This is a genomic window from Helicobacter sp. MIT 05-5293 (assembly GCF_000765665.2).
GTDB lineage: Bacteria > Campylobacterota > Campylobacteria > Campylobacterales > Helicobacteraceae > Helicobacter_C.
The window spans coordinates 16228-35531 of record NZ_JROZ02000001.1; the positions used below are offsets into that span (position 1 = coordinate 16228).

At 39.3% G+C, this 19304-nt stretch carries 17 protein-coding genes; 15 read left to right on the top strand and 2 right to left on the bottom strand.

The genetic code is table 11. The features are described from left to right. Positions 1 to 28: 28 nt before the first annotated feature. The 10 genes from LS68_RS00085 to LS68_RS00130 all read left to right on the top strand — a co-directional run bounded on the left by LS68_RS00085 (position 29) and on the right by LS68_RS00130 (position 9785). Positions 29 to 727: an LPP20 family lipoprotein gene (locus tag LS68_RS00085; RefSeq protein ID WP_034373893.1), complete on the top strand. Its 699-nt coding sequence runs from the start codon at positions 29 to 31 to the stop codon at positions 725 to 727. A gap of 23 nt (positions 728 to 750) precedes the next feature. Then, positions 751 to 1302 (top strand): hypothetical protein, encoded by a 552-nt coding sequence (locus LS68_RS00090; RefSeq protein ID WP_138090680.1) that lies wholly within the window; start codon positions 751 to 753, stop codon positions 1300 to 1302. 90 nt (positions 1303 to 1392) lie between these two features. Continuing rightward, entirely contained in the window at positions 1393 to 2373 is a 981-nt protein-coding gene (gene argF, locus LS68_RS00095) for an ornithine carbamoyltransferase (protein ID WP_034373895.1), read from the top strand. 10 nt (positions 2374 to 2383) lie between these two features. Next, positions 2384 to 2821 (top strand): DUF2603 domain-containing protein, encoded by a 438-nt coding sequence (locus LS68_RS00100; protein WP_034373898.1) that lies wholly within the window; start codon positions 2384 to 2386, stop codon positions 2819 to 2821. Between the two features lie 12 nt (positions 2822 to 2833). Further along, positions 2834 to 4207, top strand: coding sequence for an oxygen-independent coproporphyrinogen III oxidase (gene hemN / locus LS68_RS00105; protein ID WP_034373900.1), 1374 nt, complete (start codon positions 2834 to 2836; stop codon positions 4205 to 4207). Positions 4208 to 4215: 8 nt separating this feature from the next. Then, entirely contained in the window at positions 4216 to 5523 is a 1308-nt protein-coding gene (locus LS68_RS00110; protein ID WP_034373903.1) for a (Fe-S)-binding protein, read from the top strand. After that, on the top strand, positions 5513 to 6472 hold the full coding sequence (locus tag LS68_RS00115; protein WP_052100532.1) for a metallophosphoesterase: 960 nt from the start codon (positions 5513 to 5515) through the stop codon (positions 6470 to 6472). Before LS68_RS00110 ends, LS68_RS00115 begins: the two co-directional genes overlap by 11 nt. Before the next feature lie 69 nt (positions 6473 to 6541). Next, positions 6542 to 7654 carry a glycosyltransferase family 4 protein gene (locus LS68_RS00120; RefSeq protein ID WP_138090683.1) on the top strand — a complete coding sequence of 371 codons (1113 nt, stop codon included), beginning with the start codon at positions 6542 to 6544 and terminating at the stop codon, positions 7652 to 7654. Further along, positions 7629 to 8732, top strand: coding sequence for a glycosyltransferase family 4 protein (locus LS68_RS00125; RefSeq protein ID WP_138090686.1), 1104 nt, complete (start codon positions 7629 to 7631; stop codon positions 8730 to 8732). The genes LS68_RS00120 and LS68_RS00125 overlap by 26 nt, the downstream gene beginning before the upstream one ends. A gap of 198 nt (positions 8733 to 8930) precedes the next feature. After that, entirely contained in the window at positions 8931 to 9785 is an 855-nt protein-coding gene (locus tag LS68_RS00130; RefSeq protein WP_138090689.1) for an HDOD domain-containing protein, read from the top strand. A gap of 189 nt (positions 9786 to 9974) precedes the next feature. Here LS68_RS00130 and LS68_RS00135 read toward each other — a convergent pair whose 3' ends face one another. After that, entirely contained in the window at positions 9975 to 11402 is a 1428-nt protein-coding gene (locus LS68_RS00135; protein WP_034371865.1) for an anaerobic C4-dicarboxylate transporter, read from the bottom strand. 186 nt (positions 11403 to 11588) lie between these two features. Then, positions 11589 to 13019 (bottom strand): aspartate ammonia-lyase, encoded by a 1431-nt coding sequence (gene aspA / locus LS68_RS00140; protein WP_034371862.1) that lies wholly within the window; start codon positions 13017 to 13019, stop codon positions 11589 to 11591. Between the two features lie 287 nt (positions 13020 to 13306). Here aspA and LS68_RS00145 point away from each other — a divergent pair, with 287 nt between their 5' ends. The 5 genes from LS68_RS00145 (at position 13307) to LS68_RS00165 (ending at position 19299) form a co-directional block, all read left to right on the top strand. Further along, entirely contained in the window at positions 13307 to 14599 is a 1293-nt protein-coding gene (locus LS68_RS00145; RefSeq protein ID WP_034371859.1) for an aminotransferase class I/II-fold pyridoxal phosphate-dependent enzyme, read from the top strand. A gap of 63 nt (positions 14600 to 14662) precedes the next feature. Next, complete coding sequence (metA, locus tag LS68_RS00150; RefSeq protein WP_034371856.1) at positions 14663 to 15550, top strand: homoserine O-succinyltransferase; 888 nt, start codon at positions 14663 to 14665, stop codon at positions 15548 to 15550. Between the two features lie 103 nt (positions 15551 to 15653). After that, positions 15654 to 17759, top strand: a complete 2106-nt coding sequence (locus LS68_RS00155; RefSeq protein ID WP_241993672.1) for a TonB-dependent receptor — start codon at positions 15654 to 15656, stop codon at positions 17757 to 17759. Between the two features lie 17 nt (positions 17760 to 17776). After that, the gene (locus tag LS68_RS00160; protein WP_034369540.1) at positions 17777 to 18271 is read left to right on the top strand and encodes a hypothetical protein; all 495 of its coding nucleotides are present in this window, start codon (positions 17777 to 17779) and stop codon (positions 18269 to 18271) included. Next, positions 18268 to 19299, top strand: a complete 1032-nt coding sequence (locus tag LS68_RS00165) for an ABC transporter substrate-binding protein (RefSeq protein ID WP_034369537.1) — start codon at positions 18268 to 18270, stop codon at positions 19297 to 19299. The genes LS68_RS00160 and LS68_RS00165 overlap by 4 nt, the downstream gene beginning before the upstream one ends. Positions 19300 to 19304 lie beyond the last annotated feature (5 nt).

Consider the following 19304-nt stretch of genomic DNA (forward strand, 5'->3'; position numbering starts at 1 on the left):
TTTTGAAATTTAATTCAAAGGACTGAATATGAAAAAAGGTATGCTTAAAGGTTCAATCATTGCGAGTTTTGCTTTATTTGCATTGAGTGGTTGTGGTGATTTATTTAGTGTTGGTGGTAATGATAATGCAGGGTTGATTCCTCCTAGCGCGAGTAATCAACCGGTATATCAGCCGATTCAAGCACCGACTTATCCGCCAATGCCCGGATATAATACTAATCCTAATCTTTTGTCAAAACCCAATGTTGGCAATCAAAAAGTCGGCACTTTAGTCGTTGAAAAAGTGGAAGTGCCCGGATTGAATAGAAATGATCTTGAGCCAAAATTTGATCGAGATGAGTATTTGGACAGAGGAGGCAATCAAAGTATCCCTAATGCTCCAATGCTGACACCAGAAAATGAAATTACACTTAGTGCAGTAGGTATAGGTGTATCGCCAGAGAATTCTCTTTCACCCTCACAGGCTTTTGCTATGGCAAAACGCGCAGCAATCGTTGATGCGTATAGACAAATTGGTGAGAAAATGTATGGAATCAGAGTAAATGCTCAAGATACGGTGCGAGATATGATGCTTCAAAGCTCAACGGTTAAAACAAAGGTGCAAGCACTTATTCGTAATGCTGAAATCTTAGAAACGGTCTATAAAGATGGTTTGTGTCAAGTGAATATGGAACTCAAACTTGATGGTAGAGTTTGGCATCGAATACTTTCTAATGCTCGAGCATAATGCACTTATATAAAGTATTTTGAATGAGAATCATTAAGCAAGTAATATCTTTAGGCTGGGTGCTTTTGCTCCCAGCATTTATCACTTCTTGCGCATGGATTGAGAGTTTGCAAAATCCTACCACCGCTACTGCCGAAGCTCCTGTGCTTGAGCCTACAAAATTTAAGATTTTACTTATTGATACCCCTCAAGTGAAATTTTATGATTTTGCTTCATTCAAATATGGCAAAACTGACAAGAATCTCACCATTGATTTATATAAATTAGGAAAACCCATCAGTCAGATTAAAGTTTCTTCTAAAGAAGTGTGTATGATGAAAAAATGCACCGCGAAATGGATCGCATCAAAGAGTTTCTTTGGATCGGTGAGTTACCCTAATTTATTTAGTGATATTGTGCGAGCGCGTGATATTTTTGATGGTGAAGGTAAAAGAGTAGGCAATAATGGCGAATTTGTGCAGTGGTTTGTCAAAGGCGGACAAGAGATTTATTATGAACGCAGTAAAAATCGTGTTTTGTTTAAGAATCTGACAACAGGCGTTACAATAGGGGTCGAGGATTATATCCCAAATTGATTGAAAGTTATGGTTTTCTTAGTTATTTTTAGATACAATTAGCCCTTTTTAGATTTTGGTATGAGCGATACACAAAATAAGGGGTGAGCGATGAGACACTTTTTGACGCTAAATGATTGTAACAAAGATGAATTGTTAGAGATGATTGATTTAGCATTAGATCTCAAAAAAGCATTACAGACGACAGGACATCAACCTTATTTGAAGGGTAAGATTCTTGCAATGATTTTTGAAAAAAGCTCCACGCGCACACGAGTAAGCTTTGAGAGTGGCATTTATCAACTTGGTGGTTTGGGAATCTTCCTTTCCAATCGTGATATTCAACTTGGCAGGGGCGAAAATATCAGCGACACAGCACGCGTTATTAGCTCTATGGTTAATATGGTGATGATGCGCACAGCAGAGCATTCTCGCCTTGAAGAATTTGCTCAATATTCTAAAGTGCCTGTTATCAATGGTTTGAGTGATGATTATCACCCAGTCCAGCTTATGGCAGACTATCTCACAATGGTAGAATGCGGGATTTATATGCCCCATAAGAATCCTCTTTACCCTCAAGGCGGAGAAAATGCTCGAATACCGATTGTGGCTTATATCGGTGATGGTAATAATATGGCACACTCTTGGCTCAATCTCGCATCGATTTTGGGTTTTGAATTGCGTATTGCTTCGCCCAAAGGTTATGCGCCACTCCAAAAGATTCTAGAATCTGCGTATGCGACTGCAAATAAAAGCGGTGCGCGAATATCTGTAAGTGAAGACATCAAAGAGGCAGTGCGTGGTGCTAATGTCGTAGTAACAGACACATGGGCATCAATGGGTCAAGAAAATGAAAAGGAAGAGCGCAAAAAGGCTTTTAAAGGATTCTGTGTTGATGATGCGTTGATGAGCTTAGCACAAAAAGAGGCGATATTTTTGCATTGTCTGCCTGCTTATAGAGGGCAAGAAGTGAGTGAATCTGTAATAGATGGCGCACAAAGTCGTGTTTTTCAAGAAGCCGAAAATCGTCTCCATGCTCAAAAGGGTATTATGCTTTGGCTTGCACGCGTGAATGGATTGATCAGTCATTAAGAGAAGGATAATGAAGACATTTAAAAACGATCAGGAATGGTTAGAAGAGCCATTGGGAGAGAATTTAGGAGTTTTGCGTAAGCTTGACAATAAAGAAATGCTTTTGTCAATGGAACAAGGCGGATTCTCAAAAGAGGATTTATGGTTTTTGCAAGATGAGGAGGGTGAAGAATATGTCGTATTCCCTCAAAAACTTTTTGTGCGTCTGCTCTCGCGTATCCGCACAACGCGTGAAGAGAATCTTATAATGGCTCTTGAAAAAGACATTATCGCACAAATGCCTCTTGATTTTGATGATGCGATGGTAGTGGCAAAATCAGCTTTAGAGACATTGCGACAAAATGACGGGAGTTTGCCCGAGATCAATACCGCTTTGTTTGCAAAAGATATTAAAGTGAAATACCCTAATCTTTTTTTTGATCTTAATGATTATTTGCAAAAATCTTAAGAAGGACAAGAAATGAGTGATGCCATTGATTTTGCAAAATTTGTGAAGTATTCCAAATCGGGACCACGATATACGAGCTACCCCACAGCTGTTGAATTTACGCAAAATTGGCAAGACAATGATTATATGCAGGCACTCAATCGTGCGGATAAACTTTTAGATTTACCCCTCTCGCTTTATGTGCATCTGCCCTTTTGTCGCTCGGCTTGTTATTTTTGTGGGTGTAATTCAATTTATACAAGCAAGGAAGAAAAAAAGCAAAGATATATTGCATATCTCGCCAAAGAGCTTGCTTTGCTTGCAGATTCTATGGACACATCACGCAAGGTTGTGCAGTTTCATTTTGGCGGAGGGACGCCGACATTTTTCAATGCTAAAGAATTAGAATCTGTTATTGCGCTTGTTCGCAAAACATTTCCTCATTTTGCATCAGATGCTGAAGTGAGTTGCGAAGTCGATCCGCGATTTTTCGAGCGTGATCAGATGAAAGTATTGCGTGAGAATGGATTCAATCGCCTTAGTTTTGGTGTGCAGGATTTTAATGAGCAAGTCCAAAATGCAATCCATCGTCATCAAAGCGTTGAGATTGTCAAGCGTGCGGTGGAGCTCGCACGAGAGTTTGGGATTTTATCAATCAATTTTGATTTGATTTATGGGCTGCCTTTTCAGAATCTTGAAACTTTTAAACAAACGCTCCATCTAGTCGTCTCACTCTCACCTGATCGTTTAGCGATTTTTAATTATGCACATTTGCCTTGGATGAAAAAAACCATGCGTAAAATCGATGAGACTACTCTCCCTACGCCTCAACAAAAGCTTGAGATTCTCAAAAATACGATTGCATTTTTACAAGCAAATGAATATGCAATGATTGGTATGGATCATTTTGCTAAGACAAGCGATGAGCTGTATCTCGCTAAAGTCCAGCACCAGCTCCGAAGAAATTTTCAAGGTTATACAACACGAGGATTCTCTCAAACAATCGGTATTGGGCTAACGAGCATCAGTGAGGGTGTGGATTATTATTCACAAAATTTCAAGGATATGGCATTGTATGAACAAGCCCTTGATTCTCACAGACTCCCAGTGGAGAGAGGAGTGAAACTCACAGAAGAAGATATTTTGCGTAAAGAAGTCATTATGGGATTAATGAATAACCTTTCTTTGGATTTTGCGAGCATTGAAGAAAAGTTTCATATTAATTTTAAGGAATATTTTGCCAAAGAGCTTGCTTCTCTTAAAGAATATGAAGATGCACAATTGCTTGAAATCACATCTTCAGGCATTACCACTTCCCCAACGGGTGGAATGCTTATCCGTAATATTGCTATGACATTTGATGCTTATTTGGTTGCAGATTCTAAGCGATTCAGTAAAACGATATAGGGGATTGTATGCTTGATTTGCAAACTTTGTCAAATAGCTGCGTAAAATGCGGAAAATGTATCCCTCATTGCACGATTTATCTTGCCAATCGTGATGAAGTAACTTCTCCAAGAGGTTTTTTGGATTTGCTCGGTGCATACAAAAGAGGCGATTTGCCCCTAGATTCACAAGCAAAAAATATTTTTGAATCATGTTTCCTTTGCACGACTTGCGTGAGTAATTGCCCTTCAAGTTTGCCCGTAGATACGGCAATAGAATCTGTGCGTATTGATATTGCACAAAAATATGGTATTGCGTGGTATAAACGCGCTTATTTTTATCTCTTGCGTCATCGTAAAATCGCTGATTTGGTCTTTGGATTCTGTCATTTTGTGATGCCTTGTGCATTTAAAAGCGATGCACAAGGGCGAAAAGTCAGCCGTTGGAAGATTTTTAAAGGTATTGATGGGCAAAGAAAATATCGGTCTGTTTTCCCCTTTTGGCGTAAGTCCTTTTTGCAGACTTATAGCGGTGAGATAAAGCCTCAAAAAGTGCGAGACAATGGCTTAAAACATAATCGTGTGGCGATTTTTATCGGGTGTTTAAGTAATTATAATTATGTCCGTGTGGGCGAAAGTCTGCTTGAGATTCTAAGTCATTTGGGGATCAATGCGTTTATCCCTCCTCATCAAGAGTGTTGTGCTGCACCAGCATTTTTTACGGGTGATAAAGACACAGTGGTGTATTTGGCGAAAAAAAATATCGAATATTTTGAAAGTTTTTGGGAAAATATTGATGCGATGATTATCCCTGAAGCGACTTGTGCGGCGATGATTAAAAAAGATTGGTTACATGCTTTAGAAGGGCATCAAGATTATCAAGAGCGACTAAAAAAACTATTGCCTAAAATCGATATGGCAAGTTCGTGGCTGTATCACCATACTGCATTACTTACGCTTTTGCCTAAAGATAAACACTCATCACTCATCACTTATCACGATCCTTGTCATGCGAGAAAAGTTTTGGGAATCTACAAAGAACCTCGCGCCTTGCTCACTCGCAATTATACATTGAAAGAAATGAGTGATTCTACGCGATGTTGTGGGTTTGGTGGTATCACGATGCAAAGCTCCAAATACGACCTTACACTTAAGGCAGGTATTCCTAAAGCACAGATGATAGAATCAAGTGGCGCGCATATCGTAAGTGCAGAATGCGGCGCGTGTCGAATGCAGATTGACAATGCGCTCGTGCAAATTGATTCTCAAATGAAGTTTTATCACCCCTTAGAGCTTATCGCACAAGCCTTACAAACACCTATAAAAAATGACGCTTAAATACTCCATTTTACTTATATTGTTTCTCGCAATTGTCGTGAGTGCGCTGTATGTGCCGTTAAAAGAGCGATTCTATACAATAGAATCTTTGTCATCTCCCGATAAGGCAAATCCTATCCATATTGCACTTTTAAGTGATTTACATTCTGGCAAACTTTATCTTCCCACACTCTTTGCCAAGCTCGAAGAGGCTTTGAAAGAAAATCGTTTAGATATGATTGTGATGAGCGGGGATATGATCGATGACGATGAGCCTTTTGATGGCGCGAGGGTGTTTTTTGAGCGGCTTAATGCACCGCCTTTTGATCGGTTGCCTAAGTTCTATGTGAGTGGGAATCACGAATTTTGGAGCGGTGAGATTCTCTCTTTTAAAGCATTTGTGAGGGAGCATCAAACCTTTGTGCTTGATTCTGCATCTCCTTGTGTGTATTTGAATCTTAAAGGTAGGGAAATCTTAATAGCAGGTGTTGATGACCCTTATAGTGTCAAATATGACACGCAAGGCATATTCATTCAAAAAAACTATCCAAAAAATTGGCAAGATGAATGGATTAATACATTTCAAAACACATTTAAGGGGGATTTTGATTGCACGATTAGGAGTGATTTGCCTTTATGGTTAGAATCGCTCCAAAGTCATTCATCTTCCCAACCTTACAAGATTCTCTTATCTCATCGCCCTGAATTTGTATCGCTTTATACGCAATCGCCTTTTTCTCTTGTATTGAGCGGACATACGCATGGTGGGCAGGTGAGAATTCCTTTTTTGATTAATGGTCTGTATGCGCCCAATCAAGGTATTTTCCCCCAATTTGCAGGAGGGAAGTATGAGATAGGCAAAGATGAATTAGGCAAAGCAAAGCATCTTATTGTTTCACGAGGTTTGAGTTTCAATCCTATCCTCCCACGCATTTACAATCCACCCGAAATTGTATGGATAAAGATTTAAGGGGAGAAAGTGGTTTGTTTAAAAGTTGTGTTATAATGATTAAAAATTGATTTCTTTTTAGGTTTAGTCATGAAGATTCTTCTAACGATTGGCGATGTTAGTATTGTAGGCGGAGCTGAACGCGTATGTGTGAATCTCGCTAATGCCTTTAATGAAATGGGACATCAAGTCGAGATACTAAGTTTTTATAAAACAAATGAGACTTTGCCCTTTGCTATCCATCAAAATATCAAGCTCCATATATGGCATAATATGTCAGAATCTAGGCACAGACAGGAAGCCACGCGGCATTTCTTGACGAAATTGTATTATAAAAATTTTTATAAGCTTGTTCTTAATTTTCAAGTTGCAATGGCTTTCAAAGATGTCGATGCGGTGATAACTAACGATAATACTTTTATACCTTATTTTAAACACAAAAATACACGATATGCAAAACTGATTCATTGTGCGTTTGCTTATCATTCACGCAATCGTATTTTCCAAATTCTTGTCGTTTTGACTTCCAAAGAGATTGCTACTTGGAAAAGCTATTTTAAAGATGTTAGGGTAATCCCTAACTTTATTCCTTATCCCCCCCCCCCGCTAAAAACAGACATTTCACAGCATAGAATCTTATCCATCGGCAGAATGGACAAGGGCGACCAAAAAGGATTCTTGCGCCTTATAGATATTTGGGCAAAAGCGCAAGATTCTATCCAATCCACACACCCACAGCTTAAAGATTGGCAGCTTACAATCGTAGGGGGTGGAGAACTCAAAGAAACCATAGAGACAAAAATCACAGAATACAATCTGCAAGATTCTATTATCCTTAGACCCTTTACGCAAAATACAGAATCTGAATATTTACAAGCAAGCATCTATGCAATGAGTAGCCATTACGAGGGATTGCCAATGGTGCTTTTGGAGGCAAGCAGCTATGCTTTGCCTTGTGTCGCCTTTGATGTCAAAACAGGTCCGAGTGATATTATAGAATCTGGCAAAAGTGGCTATTTAATCGAAGATAATGACTTAGAATCTTTTGCACAAAAACTCATAGAGCTTATGAATGATGAATCTAAACGCAAAGCAATGGGTTTAAATGCACGGCAAAAGATGCAAGATTGCTTTTCCAAAGAAGCCATTATGCCTTTATGGGAGGCATTGCTAAAAGATGAAACTCCTTCTCACAATAGCTGATATTAGCACTACAGGCGGAGCTGAACGCGTATGTGTGAATCTCGCTAATGCCTTTAGTGAAATGGGACATCAAGTCGAGATACTAAGTTTTTATAAAGCAAACGAAACTTTGCGCTTTGCTATCCATCAAAATATCAAGATTCATATATGGCATAATATGCCAGAACCCCAGCATAGGCAAAATATGACTCGATATTTTTATCCGTTGTCTAAAATTTATTACAGAAAGCTTTATAAATTCTTCTTTAGTTTTCAAGTGTCCCGAAAATTTTGTGATTTTGATGTGATGATTGCAAATAGCGATCTTTATGTGCCTTTTTTGAGACATAAGAATGCGCAATACATAAGGCTTATCCACGAGTCGTTTAGTTGTCATGCGCGTAATCGTTCTTTGCGTTTGTATGAAACTCTTGTCATTCTATCTTCCAAAGAGATTGCTACTTGGAAAAGCTATTTTAAAGATGTTAGGGTAATCCCTAACTTCTTGACATTTATCCCCCCCCCCCGTTACAATCCTATTCAGCAAAGGATATTATCCGCAGGACGCTTGAGTAATGAAAAAGGATTCTTGCGACTGATTGATATTTGGGCAAAAGTGCAAGATTCTATCTATAGTGCGTATAGTCATTTAAAGGATTGGAAGCTGATTATTGTCGGTGGCGGAGATCTTAAAGAAACCATAGAGGCAAAAATCAACAATCAGAATCTGCAAGATTCTATTATCCTTAGACCCTTTACGCAAAATATAGAATCTGAATATTTGCAAGCAGACATTGTTGCTATGGCAAGTCATCGCGAAGGGTTTGGGTTGGTATTGGCAGAAGCAAGCAGCTATGCCTTGCCTTGTGTCGCCTTTGATGTCAAAACAGGTCCGAGTGATATTATAGAATCTGGCAAGAGTGGCTATTTAATCGAAGATAATGACTTAGAATCTTTTGCACAAAAACTCATAGAGCTTATGAATGATGAATCTAAACGCAAAGCAATGGGACTAAATGCACGACAAAAAATGCAAGATTGCTTTTCCAAAGAAGCCATTATGCCTTTATGGGAGGCATTGCTAGAAAAGCATAAATGAGTGAAGGTATTGGCAGAATCATTATTTTTGTATGCTGGTAAGTTGCTTAAAATCGTGCGAGTAAAAACAAAAGAAGCACAAAGATGATGTGTAACATACGCGTAACCCTTATAAGTTTTTGAATCTTAATCACTATTTTGTAGGGTTTTTGAGATATAATTATAAGTCTGGATATTTTAAAAAGCCGAAGGATAGATAATGAATGAACTTTTACTTAAAACGATTGATAATTTACCTCCTTTACCCGACACTGTGATTAAGCTACAACAATATATCGATTCTGCTGGATCAGATGTGAGCATACAAGGTGTGGTTGATATTATTTCCAAAGATCCGCTTTTAACCGTGGATTTGTTAAAACTTGCAAATTCCCCTTTTTATGGGCTTTCTCGTGAAGTCTCTACATTGAATCAAGTCGTATCTTTGCTAGGAGTAGGTAATGTCAAAAATGTAGCGATTGCAAATTCACTAAGAAGCGGTTTTAAAGTAAATGTTTCTCCTTATGGGCTTGATACTTCAGAATTTTTGGCAAGCTGTAGCAGAGAAGTGGATTTTATTTCTACATGGTTTGAAAATGAGCGGAAAATGGCTCAAGTGCTTGTCCCTTGCGCAATGTTATTGCGTTTGGGAATAATCCTCTTTGCAAACACTCTTATCCAATCAGGCAAGGACAAGGATTTTCTTAGCGCGCTTAAAGAGAATGATTTTAAAGATATTGCCACCGTGGAGACAGAATTTATAGGCGTTGATCACTTGTCATTTTTGGGCTTTTTGTTTGATCACTGGAATTTTGATGAGTTGCTTATCCAAAGTGTAGCTTATATTACAATGCCCCATGCAGCTTCAGATGAGATAAAGAAAAATGCCTATGCTTTAGCAATCACAAATCGGATATTTGCCCCTTATCAAGGTGGGAATCCTTACAATGTCCAAGAAGCTTTAGCGTTAATCAAAGAGGCGGGCGAACAAAATGTCAAGCTTGACAAAGAACGTTTCCTTGAGATACTGCCTCCTGAAGCGAAAGAAAATCTCTATAAAGAAGTAGAGGAATAGGATAAGCCTTTTGTTGGAGGAGATTCTTAGATTTCCTCTTGATTTTGTTCTGATGACCCAAAATCTTAAATTTTAAGATTTCAAAACTCACTCAATAAAAACTTACAAGCATAAATAAAATTTAGAATATAAAAAGATAAACAAGAGTCAAGAAGCATCACAGAATCAAAAGATTCTGTGATATGAAGATTAGGCAAAAATGGGAGCGACCACAAATCCTAACGCTACAGATAATGCCACAGCGACAACACCCGGGATAAGGAAACTATGGTTGAAAACATATTTACCGATTCTTGTTGAGCCTGTGTCGTCCATTTGCACCGCACCTAGAAGTGTAGGATAAGTAGGCAACACAAAGAGGGCTGAAACTGCTGCAAAACTAGCGACTAAGATATATGAATCGCCTGGATTTACTGCGCTGATTCCCAACGCACCAATTACGACTGGCATAATAGCTTTTGCAGTCGCTGCTTGTGAATAAAGAAGCATACTTGCAAAGAAAAGAGCCACTGCCAAAAGTGCAGGATAATCTCCGACCAATGCTCCAGCCAAATCACCAATTTGTTGTTTATAGCCAGCCACAAAGGTATTCCCAAGCCATGCTACACCTAGCACACACACACATGCAGTCATACCTGCTTTAAATGTGCTTGCTTCAAAAAGCTTGCCTGTCTCTACTTTACAGAAAATCGCAATCAACGCAGCAATACCCAACATAAAGCTCATAATCGCTCCATCTCGAGGTAAGCGCACAGGATCAATATAGCCTTTCATAAATGTTGCAACACTTGCCATAAAGCCTTCCCCATTGCTATTTGCAATAATTCCACTTAAAAAGTCTAAAAAAGGTTTGCGAACGATGTCTGAAATCGAAGTCGCATAAAGCACGACCAAAACCACACCACCAAGGAAAATACCCACAGAAAGTTTTGCGCCTTTTTTAAGCTGCATATTTGATGCACCCACAGAAGGTTTGACAAGCCCAGCTTTAAGTCGTTCTTGGTAAATAGGATCTTTGCTCAAATCAAGCGGGAAAAATTTACTTACGATAAACGCAGTAAGCATCACAGCACAAAAAGTTGTGATAAGCCAGATTCCAAGTAAGCCCGGATAGCTCCAACCAAAAGGTTCTAATGCGCCACTCATATACACCACTGCGGCACTTACGGGACTCGCAGTAATAGCGATTTGACTTGACACAACCGCAATTGACAAAGGAGCAGAGGGCTTAATGTTTTGTTCTTTTGCTACTTCTACGATGACGGGGATCATTGAAAAGGCTGTGTGTCCTGTCCCTGCTAAAAATGTCAAGAAGTAAGTAACCGTTGGTGCAAGGTAATTGATATGCTTAGGATTTTTACGCAAAATCTTTTCTGCGACTTGCACCATATAATCAAGCCCACCCGCAAGCTGCATTGCTGCAATAGCTGCAATCACGGACATAATGATCAAAATCACATCCCAAGGAATATCGCCCGGCTTCATTCCTAGCACGAGGCAAAGCACCACGACACCAAATCCCCCAGCATAACCAATAGCCATACCGCCTAAGCGAATCCCTAAGAAAATCGCCCCCAGCAATACCGCAACTTGTAAAATTAGTAAAATAATATCCATAGATAAATCCTTTAAAATATAATGATTTTTCTCCTTTTGTTGTAAGGAGAAGTCGTTAGAATCTAGCTTTTAAGGTATTGACCTTGCATTGATTCTAACAACAAAAAGCCCCTTACCACAGCAAGAGGCTTTGTCAAGATTCTGTAAGATGCGAAATCATACAGAATCTTTACAGATTTTAGAAATTTAAGAATGTTGTTTAAATTTCGCCTTGTCTTCGGCACTCATATGTGGATTAAGCATATTGGCAGGTTGGAAAATCTCATCAAGCTGTTCTTTTGTCAAGAGACCTCTTTCCAAAGCAATATCATAGACGCTTTTTCCGGTGTTAAGAGATTCTTTAGCGATTGATGCAGAATTTTCATAACCGATATAAGGATTAAGTGAAGTAACGATACCGATGCTGTTAAATACAAAATCTTTACATACTTTTTCATTTGCAGTGATGCCATCAACGCATTTATGTGCAAGAGTAAGCATTGCGTTGCGCATCATTGAGATAGAGTTGAACAAACCATACGCGATAACGGGTTCAAACACATTGAGTTGGAGTTGCCCTCCCTCACTTGCAAAGCTCACGGTTACATCATTACCGATAACTGCGTAACATACTTGGTTTGCGACTTCAGGAATCACAGGATTGACTTTACCGGGCATAATAGAGCTTCCGGGTTGCATTTTAGGAAGATTGATTTCATTTAACCCAGCGCGTGGTCCAGAACTCAAAAGTCGCAAGTCATTACACACTTTTGAAAGTTTCACTGCTACTCTTTTAAGCACACCGCTTACTTGCACATACGCACCTGTGTCTTGTGTCGCTTCAATTAAATCACTTGCTGTTTTGAAAGGGTGTCCTGTGATTTCTTTGAGTTTTGTTTCTACGATTTTGGGGTATTTAGGATCGGAATTAATCCCTGTCCCAATGGCTGTTCCACCCATATTGATTTCAGTGATAAGCTCTCGTGCTTCTAAAACACGCGAAATATCTTCACCCATCATCACCGCAAAAGTATGAAATTCTTGTCCCAAAGTCATAGGCACAGCATCTTGAAGCTGTGTGCGTCCCATTTTGAGGACATTTTTAAATTCTTGTGATTTTTTTTCAAATGATGCTTTAAGCACTTCCATATCTTTTGCCAATGCAGAAAGCTCATCATAAAGAGCCACATGGATTGCTGTAGGATAAGCGTCATTAGTTGATTGAGAGAGATTGACATGATCATTAGGGTGGCAGTGTTGATAATCACCTTTTTTGTATCCCATGATTTCTAGTGCAAGGTTTGCCACAACTTCATTTGTATTCATATTTGTGCTTGTGCCTGCACCACCTTGTATCATATCTACCACAAATTGATCGCGATATTCACCAGCAATAAGTTTGTCGCACGCTTTACAAATAGCGTCCTTTTTCTTTTCATCAAGCAATTTAAGCTCAAAGTTTGCCAAACAAGCTGCTTTCTTTACTTGCGCAAAAGCTTTGATGAAACTTGGGTAACCGCTTAATTTATCACCCGTGATATTAAAATTTTGCAAAGCTCTGAAAGTTTGCACACCATAATACACACTATCGTCAATTTCTAATTCACCGATAAAATCGTGTTCTACACGTTTTCCCATAATATTCTCCTTGTAATGTGGTTATGTATGTCTTTTGACATTAACTATTTTAGCCTAACCCTTAATAATCATACCTTAATCACTTGTGTTTTTAATATTTTTTGTGATAGTTGCTCTTATGACGCAGCAAGATGTCAGACAAAAAAATTAAAATACAATATGTAATGTAATAAAAAGTAACATTCAGAATCTTTTATCATTACAAATTTTTATAATTACATATTGTGTTTATAAATTTATGCCATATTTTCTTTGTTTTAAAAAATTCATTTCAAAAAGGACAACTAATGGCAAATCTAACTCATCAAAACTTTTCGCAAAGCACTCTTGCTTTGCATGCGGCATATCAGTATGACACACAGCGCACTTTGAGTGTGCCGATTTATCAAAACACCGCTTACAGCTTTGAATCTCTCGCTCAAGCGGCAGCACGATTTGGTCTTCAAGAATTGGGCAATATCTACACGCGTTTGACAAATCCTACTAATGAGATTCTGGGTAATCGTCTAGCAGCGGTTGAAGGCGGTGCGTTTGGTGTGGTTACAGCAAGTGGCTCATCATCGGTTTTTACTTCGCTTGTTAATTGTGCGCAAGCTGGTGATAACATCGCATTTTCAAATAAAATCTATGGAGGCTCACAAACGCTTTTAGTCCATGTGCTAAAACGATTTGGCATTGAAGCGCGTGTTTTTGATATTGATAATATTCAAGGCACACTCCCTCAAGTGATTGACGATAAGACAAAGGCGATTTTCTTTGAATCTCTCTCCAATCCACAAATTGCAATTGCCGATGTAGAGCAAATCACCACCATTGCTAAAAAGCATAAAATTATCAGTATTTGTGATAATACCGTGGCTACGCCTTATTTGCATCGCCCTTTTGAATACGGTGTCGATGTGGTAGTGTATAGTTTGAGTAAATACATCAATGGACAAGGCAGCGCGTTAGGTGGAGCGATCATCGAACGCAATGGTTTGAATGAGCTTATCAAAGATAATCCTCGCTATCCTGCGTATAATACACCTGATGAAAGCTATCATGGGCTTGTGTATGCGAGTTTGCCCTTGCCGATTTTCTCTATCCGTGTGATTACTGAATGGCTAAGGAATCTTGGTGCGACACTTTCTCCGCAAAATGCTTGGATTATTTTACAAGGGCTTGAAACATTGGAATTGCGTATCAAAAAACACTCTAATAATGCGCTTGAGGTCGCGAAATTTTTAGAATCTCACCCACGCGTTAAAAGCGTAAGCTATCCGGGATTGTCAAGTAATCCTTATCATACTTTGCTTAAAAAGTATTTCAAAGATTCTCAAAGTTCGGGGCTTTTGAGCTTTGAAGCACAAAGCTACGAAGAAGCACAAAAGATTTGCAATTCACTTGAAATCTTTGCCATTGTTGCAAATATTGGTGATAGTAAGTCGCTTATCATTCACCCTGCTTCAACGACACATTCACAGCTAAGCGCGAAAGAATTAGAATCTGCTGATATTACCCCTTGCACAGTGCGCCTAAGCATTGGCTTAGAAAATGTGCAAGATTTGATCGCAGATTTGAAAAAGGCGATTGAGGCTTAAAGGTGTGGTTATCGCGCTCATTGAGATTGTTTTATGAAATTATTTAATAAATAAAGGATTCTTATGCCATTGATTATCCCAGAGCAAATTCCTGCGTATCAATTTTTACAAAAAAGTGCTTTTGTGATGGGGGCAGAGCGGGCGATTCACCAAGATATTCGTCCGCTTGAAGTTTTGATTATCAATTTGATGCCGACTAAAATCGAGACAGAAAATCAGATTCTCTCACTTCTTGCGAATTCGCCTTTGCAGGTGAATATTACCCTGCTCACAACGCAAAGCTATATAGGCAAAAACACGCCACAAAGCCATTTGGATAGATTCTATGTAAATTTTGAAGATATTAATGGGCGAAACTTTGATGGTGCGATTGTAACAGGTGCGCCTATCGAACATTTGGCGTATGAAGAAGTCAAGTATTGGGACGAGCTTGTCGGCATTATGTCGTATTTGCGATGCCATTGCACAAGCACGCTTTATTTGTGTTGGGGAGCAATGGCAGGGCTTTATTATTTTCATCGTATTGACAAGATTTCTTTACCACAAAAGCTTTTTGGTATTTTTGATCATTATGTGTGCGAAGATGATGTGCTTTTAAGTGGGCTTGATGAGGTCGTAAGAATCCCTCATTCTAGGCATTCAGGCATTGATGAGCTTGCCTTAGCACGCAAAAATGACCTCAAAGTCTTGCTTCGTGGAGAACAAAGCGGGACAAGTATGCTGCGAGATTCTCAAGATGTCTTTATCTTAGGACACCCCGAATACACGAAAGAAACGCTTTATAACGAGTATCAGCGAGATTTAAGCAAAGGACTTAGCATAGAATCCCCGCAAAACTATTTTAATACGCATGGGCAAATTGTCTTTTCTTGGCGTTCTAGTGCGAGTGTGATTTTTAGCAATTGGCTTAATTTCTCTGTGTATCAAGACACACCTTTTATCTTGCACTAGAGTGATAAAAGGAGCAAATTTTGATATAAATCAATTTTTTATCTATATATTTTTATATATAATGCACTCCGCAAATTTTAACAAAAAGGAGTGGAAAGTGAGAATGAACATCACTAAAATCATACGAGGGGGGGGGGCATTAATTGTCTTCTTAGGCGCGAATGCTTATGCGTTAGAAGATTCTAGTAAGACTTACGACTTAGGACGAATCGAAAAAGTCGATTCTCAAAATTCAAAAATCACCGATTACAATCCCACGGTTACAACAATCACATCTGAAGACATTGCCAATTCTAGCTCAAACAATATCGCCGAGGCGTTGCGCTTTACGCCCGGTATGTTTTATGAGCCTGCCGCTGGTTCTAGGGGAGAGCCAAGCATCGGTATTCGCGGATACAGCTCTACACATATCGGGCTATTTATTGACGGAATCCCTGTGCATAGTGTTTATGATCGCCAAACTGACTGGTCGCAATTTAGCTCATTTGGCATCTCTGAAATCGATATTTCTAAGGGCTACACTTCGCCGATTTATGGTATGAATACCTTAGGAGGAGCGGTGAATATCATCACTTCCAAGCCCAAAGACAAGCTTGAGATTGATGCGCGTTATGGCTTTGTCGCAAATAATGAGAATCAAGTCAATCTCTCTGTGGGGACAAATATGGGTAAATGGTATGCTCAAGCGAGCTATGCCTACACTGATAGAGATTCTCTTAATCTCTCGCATAACTTTAAAACGACACAACTCCAGCCTACAAAATCCGATAAAATCAATTCAAACTATACCAATCATACTTTGCGCGCTAAAGTCGGCTGGGAGCCGAATGAAAATCACGAATATTCGCTCAATGTGATTTATCAAAAGGGCGAAAAGGGCGGTATGATCTCTGCTAATGGGACAAGTGCGAATCTGTGGGATTGGCCAAATTACGACAAAACCACCGTGTATTTACTCGGCAACTCTTACTTCACCGATAAGCTTTCTTTGAATTCTCGTTTGTATTATGATAGTTTTTATAATAATCTTACGGTAAAAGGTGCTTGGGACGGAAGCTCTATTAATAAAATAGATAAATGGGCAGGTGCGAAAATTGATACCAACAATCCTTATGTCTCAATTTACGATGATTGGGCTTTGGGTGGGATTTTCACACTCGGCTATGAGTTTGATGAGCGGAAGAATCTTAAAGTGGGGCTAAACCTCCGATCGGATACACATAAAGATGAGACTACTTATAAATGTGCAAATGGTGTAAGTGATTGTAATGAAAATGACCCTATGGATATTAATACTAAACTATCAGATTTTAGCACGAGTATTTTTGCAGAATACACCCAACGCGTGAGCCAACTCTTCCGCTTTGCGCTGAATGGTAGCTATGACCGCAATGATATGCTTAAGGCAGTAGTAAAAAACACCGATGATAAGACTTATTCGATGCAGGGCTGGACATTGCAAGGGATTGCTTATGCAGATTTAAGTGACTGGGCGATTTTGCACCTTAATATCGGGAAAAAGTCCAAACTCCCCACGCTTAAAGAACGATACAGCACGACTTGGGGAAATCGCACACCTAATCCAAACCTAGCCCCTGAATCTGCGCTCAATTATGAAATCGGCGCAAATTTCGACTACCAATCGACTAAAGCCTCTATTGCGGTATTTTATAATGACATCAACGATATGCTAATCTCTGTGGAAGATACTAGTAATAGCTGTAACGAGGGAAGTAACTGCACCAAGCTCACTAATGCTAAAGAGGGTTATTCTTATGGTGCAGAAATCGCGCTCAATCAAGGATTCTGGCAGGATCGCATTAATCTAGGTATCAATTATTCCTATGTCCAAAGAAAGGCAACCAACAAAGATGGCACTAGCTATGGAGTCGATGGCTCACGAATCTTGGATTATCCTAATCATATTGCGAATGTTACATTCCTTATCAACCCATGGAAGCCTTTAGATGTGATTGCCAATGCGACTTACCAAAGCCCACAATGGTATACTTCTGGAAAAGGAGCAAGTATGACCTATGCACAAAACAACGATATTTTCTTGCTTGATTTAAAGCTCAATTATCGTGTGATTAATGGCTTACAACTCTCTCTCGGTGCGTATAACTTACTCGATAGGAATTATTACTATGGTGCAGGTTATTATATGGCAGGACGCAGAGTGTTTGCAAGTATCGAGTATAAATTCTAAAGAGTATAGATTCTCTAATGATGCACGATTCTCACAAGATAACGCGCCTTGCAAAGGGCGCGCAGGATTTTTTGCAAGGCTCTCTTTCCTCACAAGATTTTCAAGTCATGCTTAGTGATGCGGGCTGTGTGATTTCCCATGCACACCAAACTCCTCATCTTTACCCGCAACAAACATTACTAGAATCTTACCGCCAAGCTCTGCAGGCTGGATTCTCTCCTCAAATCAAGCTCATAGGGCTTTTTACATTCTTTAGCCTTTGTCCTATCCCACAAACGCAAGAATCGTTTAAAAAGATTAAAAGCGCATATTTGGATATGATTGATACAATTGTCAAAGAGCTAGGAGTGGGCGTTGTGATTGAATTTGATGAGCCAATCCTTGCGCAAGATTCTGTGCTTAATGAATTACGATGTGTCTATGACCGAAGCGCGATTGAGTGCATTTATGAAGTGATCCCTCAAAAGGGTATTCAAACGATTGTCCATACATACACAAAGGAACAAAAATGAAAAACATATTATTAGGATTTGTAGCGTTTTTATTAATCGCTTGTTCGGATAATGCGTCTGAGAAGCAGACAAATATCCCTCATAAAGAGCCGCAACAAACACGCGTTATCAAGGCTTTTGGAATGAATCCACCGCTTACGGTTTTGCTAGAGATTCTCAATCCCGAAGGTATGGTGGGCTTAAACTATAAGCCTTATCCCGAAGATATTGTGTTTATGCCACCAAACATTGCTGATTTACCTGTGCTTGGACATATGGGTGATAGGAGTGCATTATTTGAGGCAATCGCCCAGCTCAAACCTGATGTGGTGTTTTTTAGCGACACGACACCCTTAGAAGTGCTTGAGCCTTACGAAAAAGTCGGTATTAAGGTTGTGCGTGTGGAGGGCTATGGTTTTGAAAGTTTAGGCTCGGCGATAGAATCTTACAAAGACGCGTTAGGCGGGGGAGATTCTGCTGTGGGTAAAAAGGCTGATGCGCTGATTGCGTTTGTGCAAAAGTCTATTGATACATTACAAACACTAAGTGAGGCGATTACATCTCGCCCTAAGATTTATTTTGCGCAAGGTTTTGATGGGCTGAAAAGTCAATGCAGTGATGGCGATAATCAACAAGAATTAGCCTATCGCATCGGTGGTGTGAATGCCTTGCCTTGCTCGATTCTCACAAATCCCTCTCATCAAGTCAGTATTAACTTTGAGATTCTCGCATCGATTAATCCCGAAGTCATTTTTGTGCGTGAATTGCCTTTTTACAAAGAACTAATGTCTAATCCTCCACAAGAGTGGCAATCTTTAAAGGCTTTTGAAGATAAGAGAATCTATTATGCGCCATCAACGCCGTCAAATTGGCTTATGCGTCCGCCAAGTGTGATGCAATCAATCGGATTTTTATGGGCGTTTTCAAAAGTCCAACCCACGCTTTTAGATGATGAATCTGTAAAGCAAGAAGCGCAAAACTTCTTTCATACTTTTTTAAGAGATTTGAGTGATAATGATTATGAGCGCATACAAGGTTTGAAAGATTAGATTCT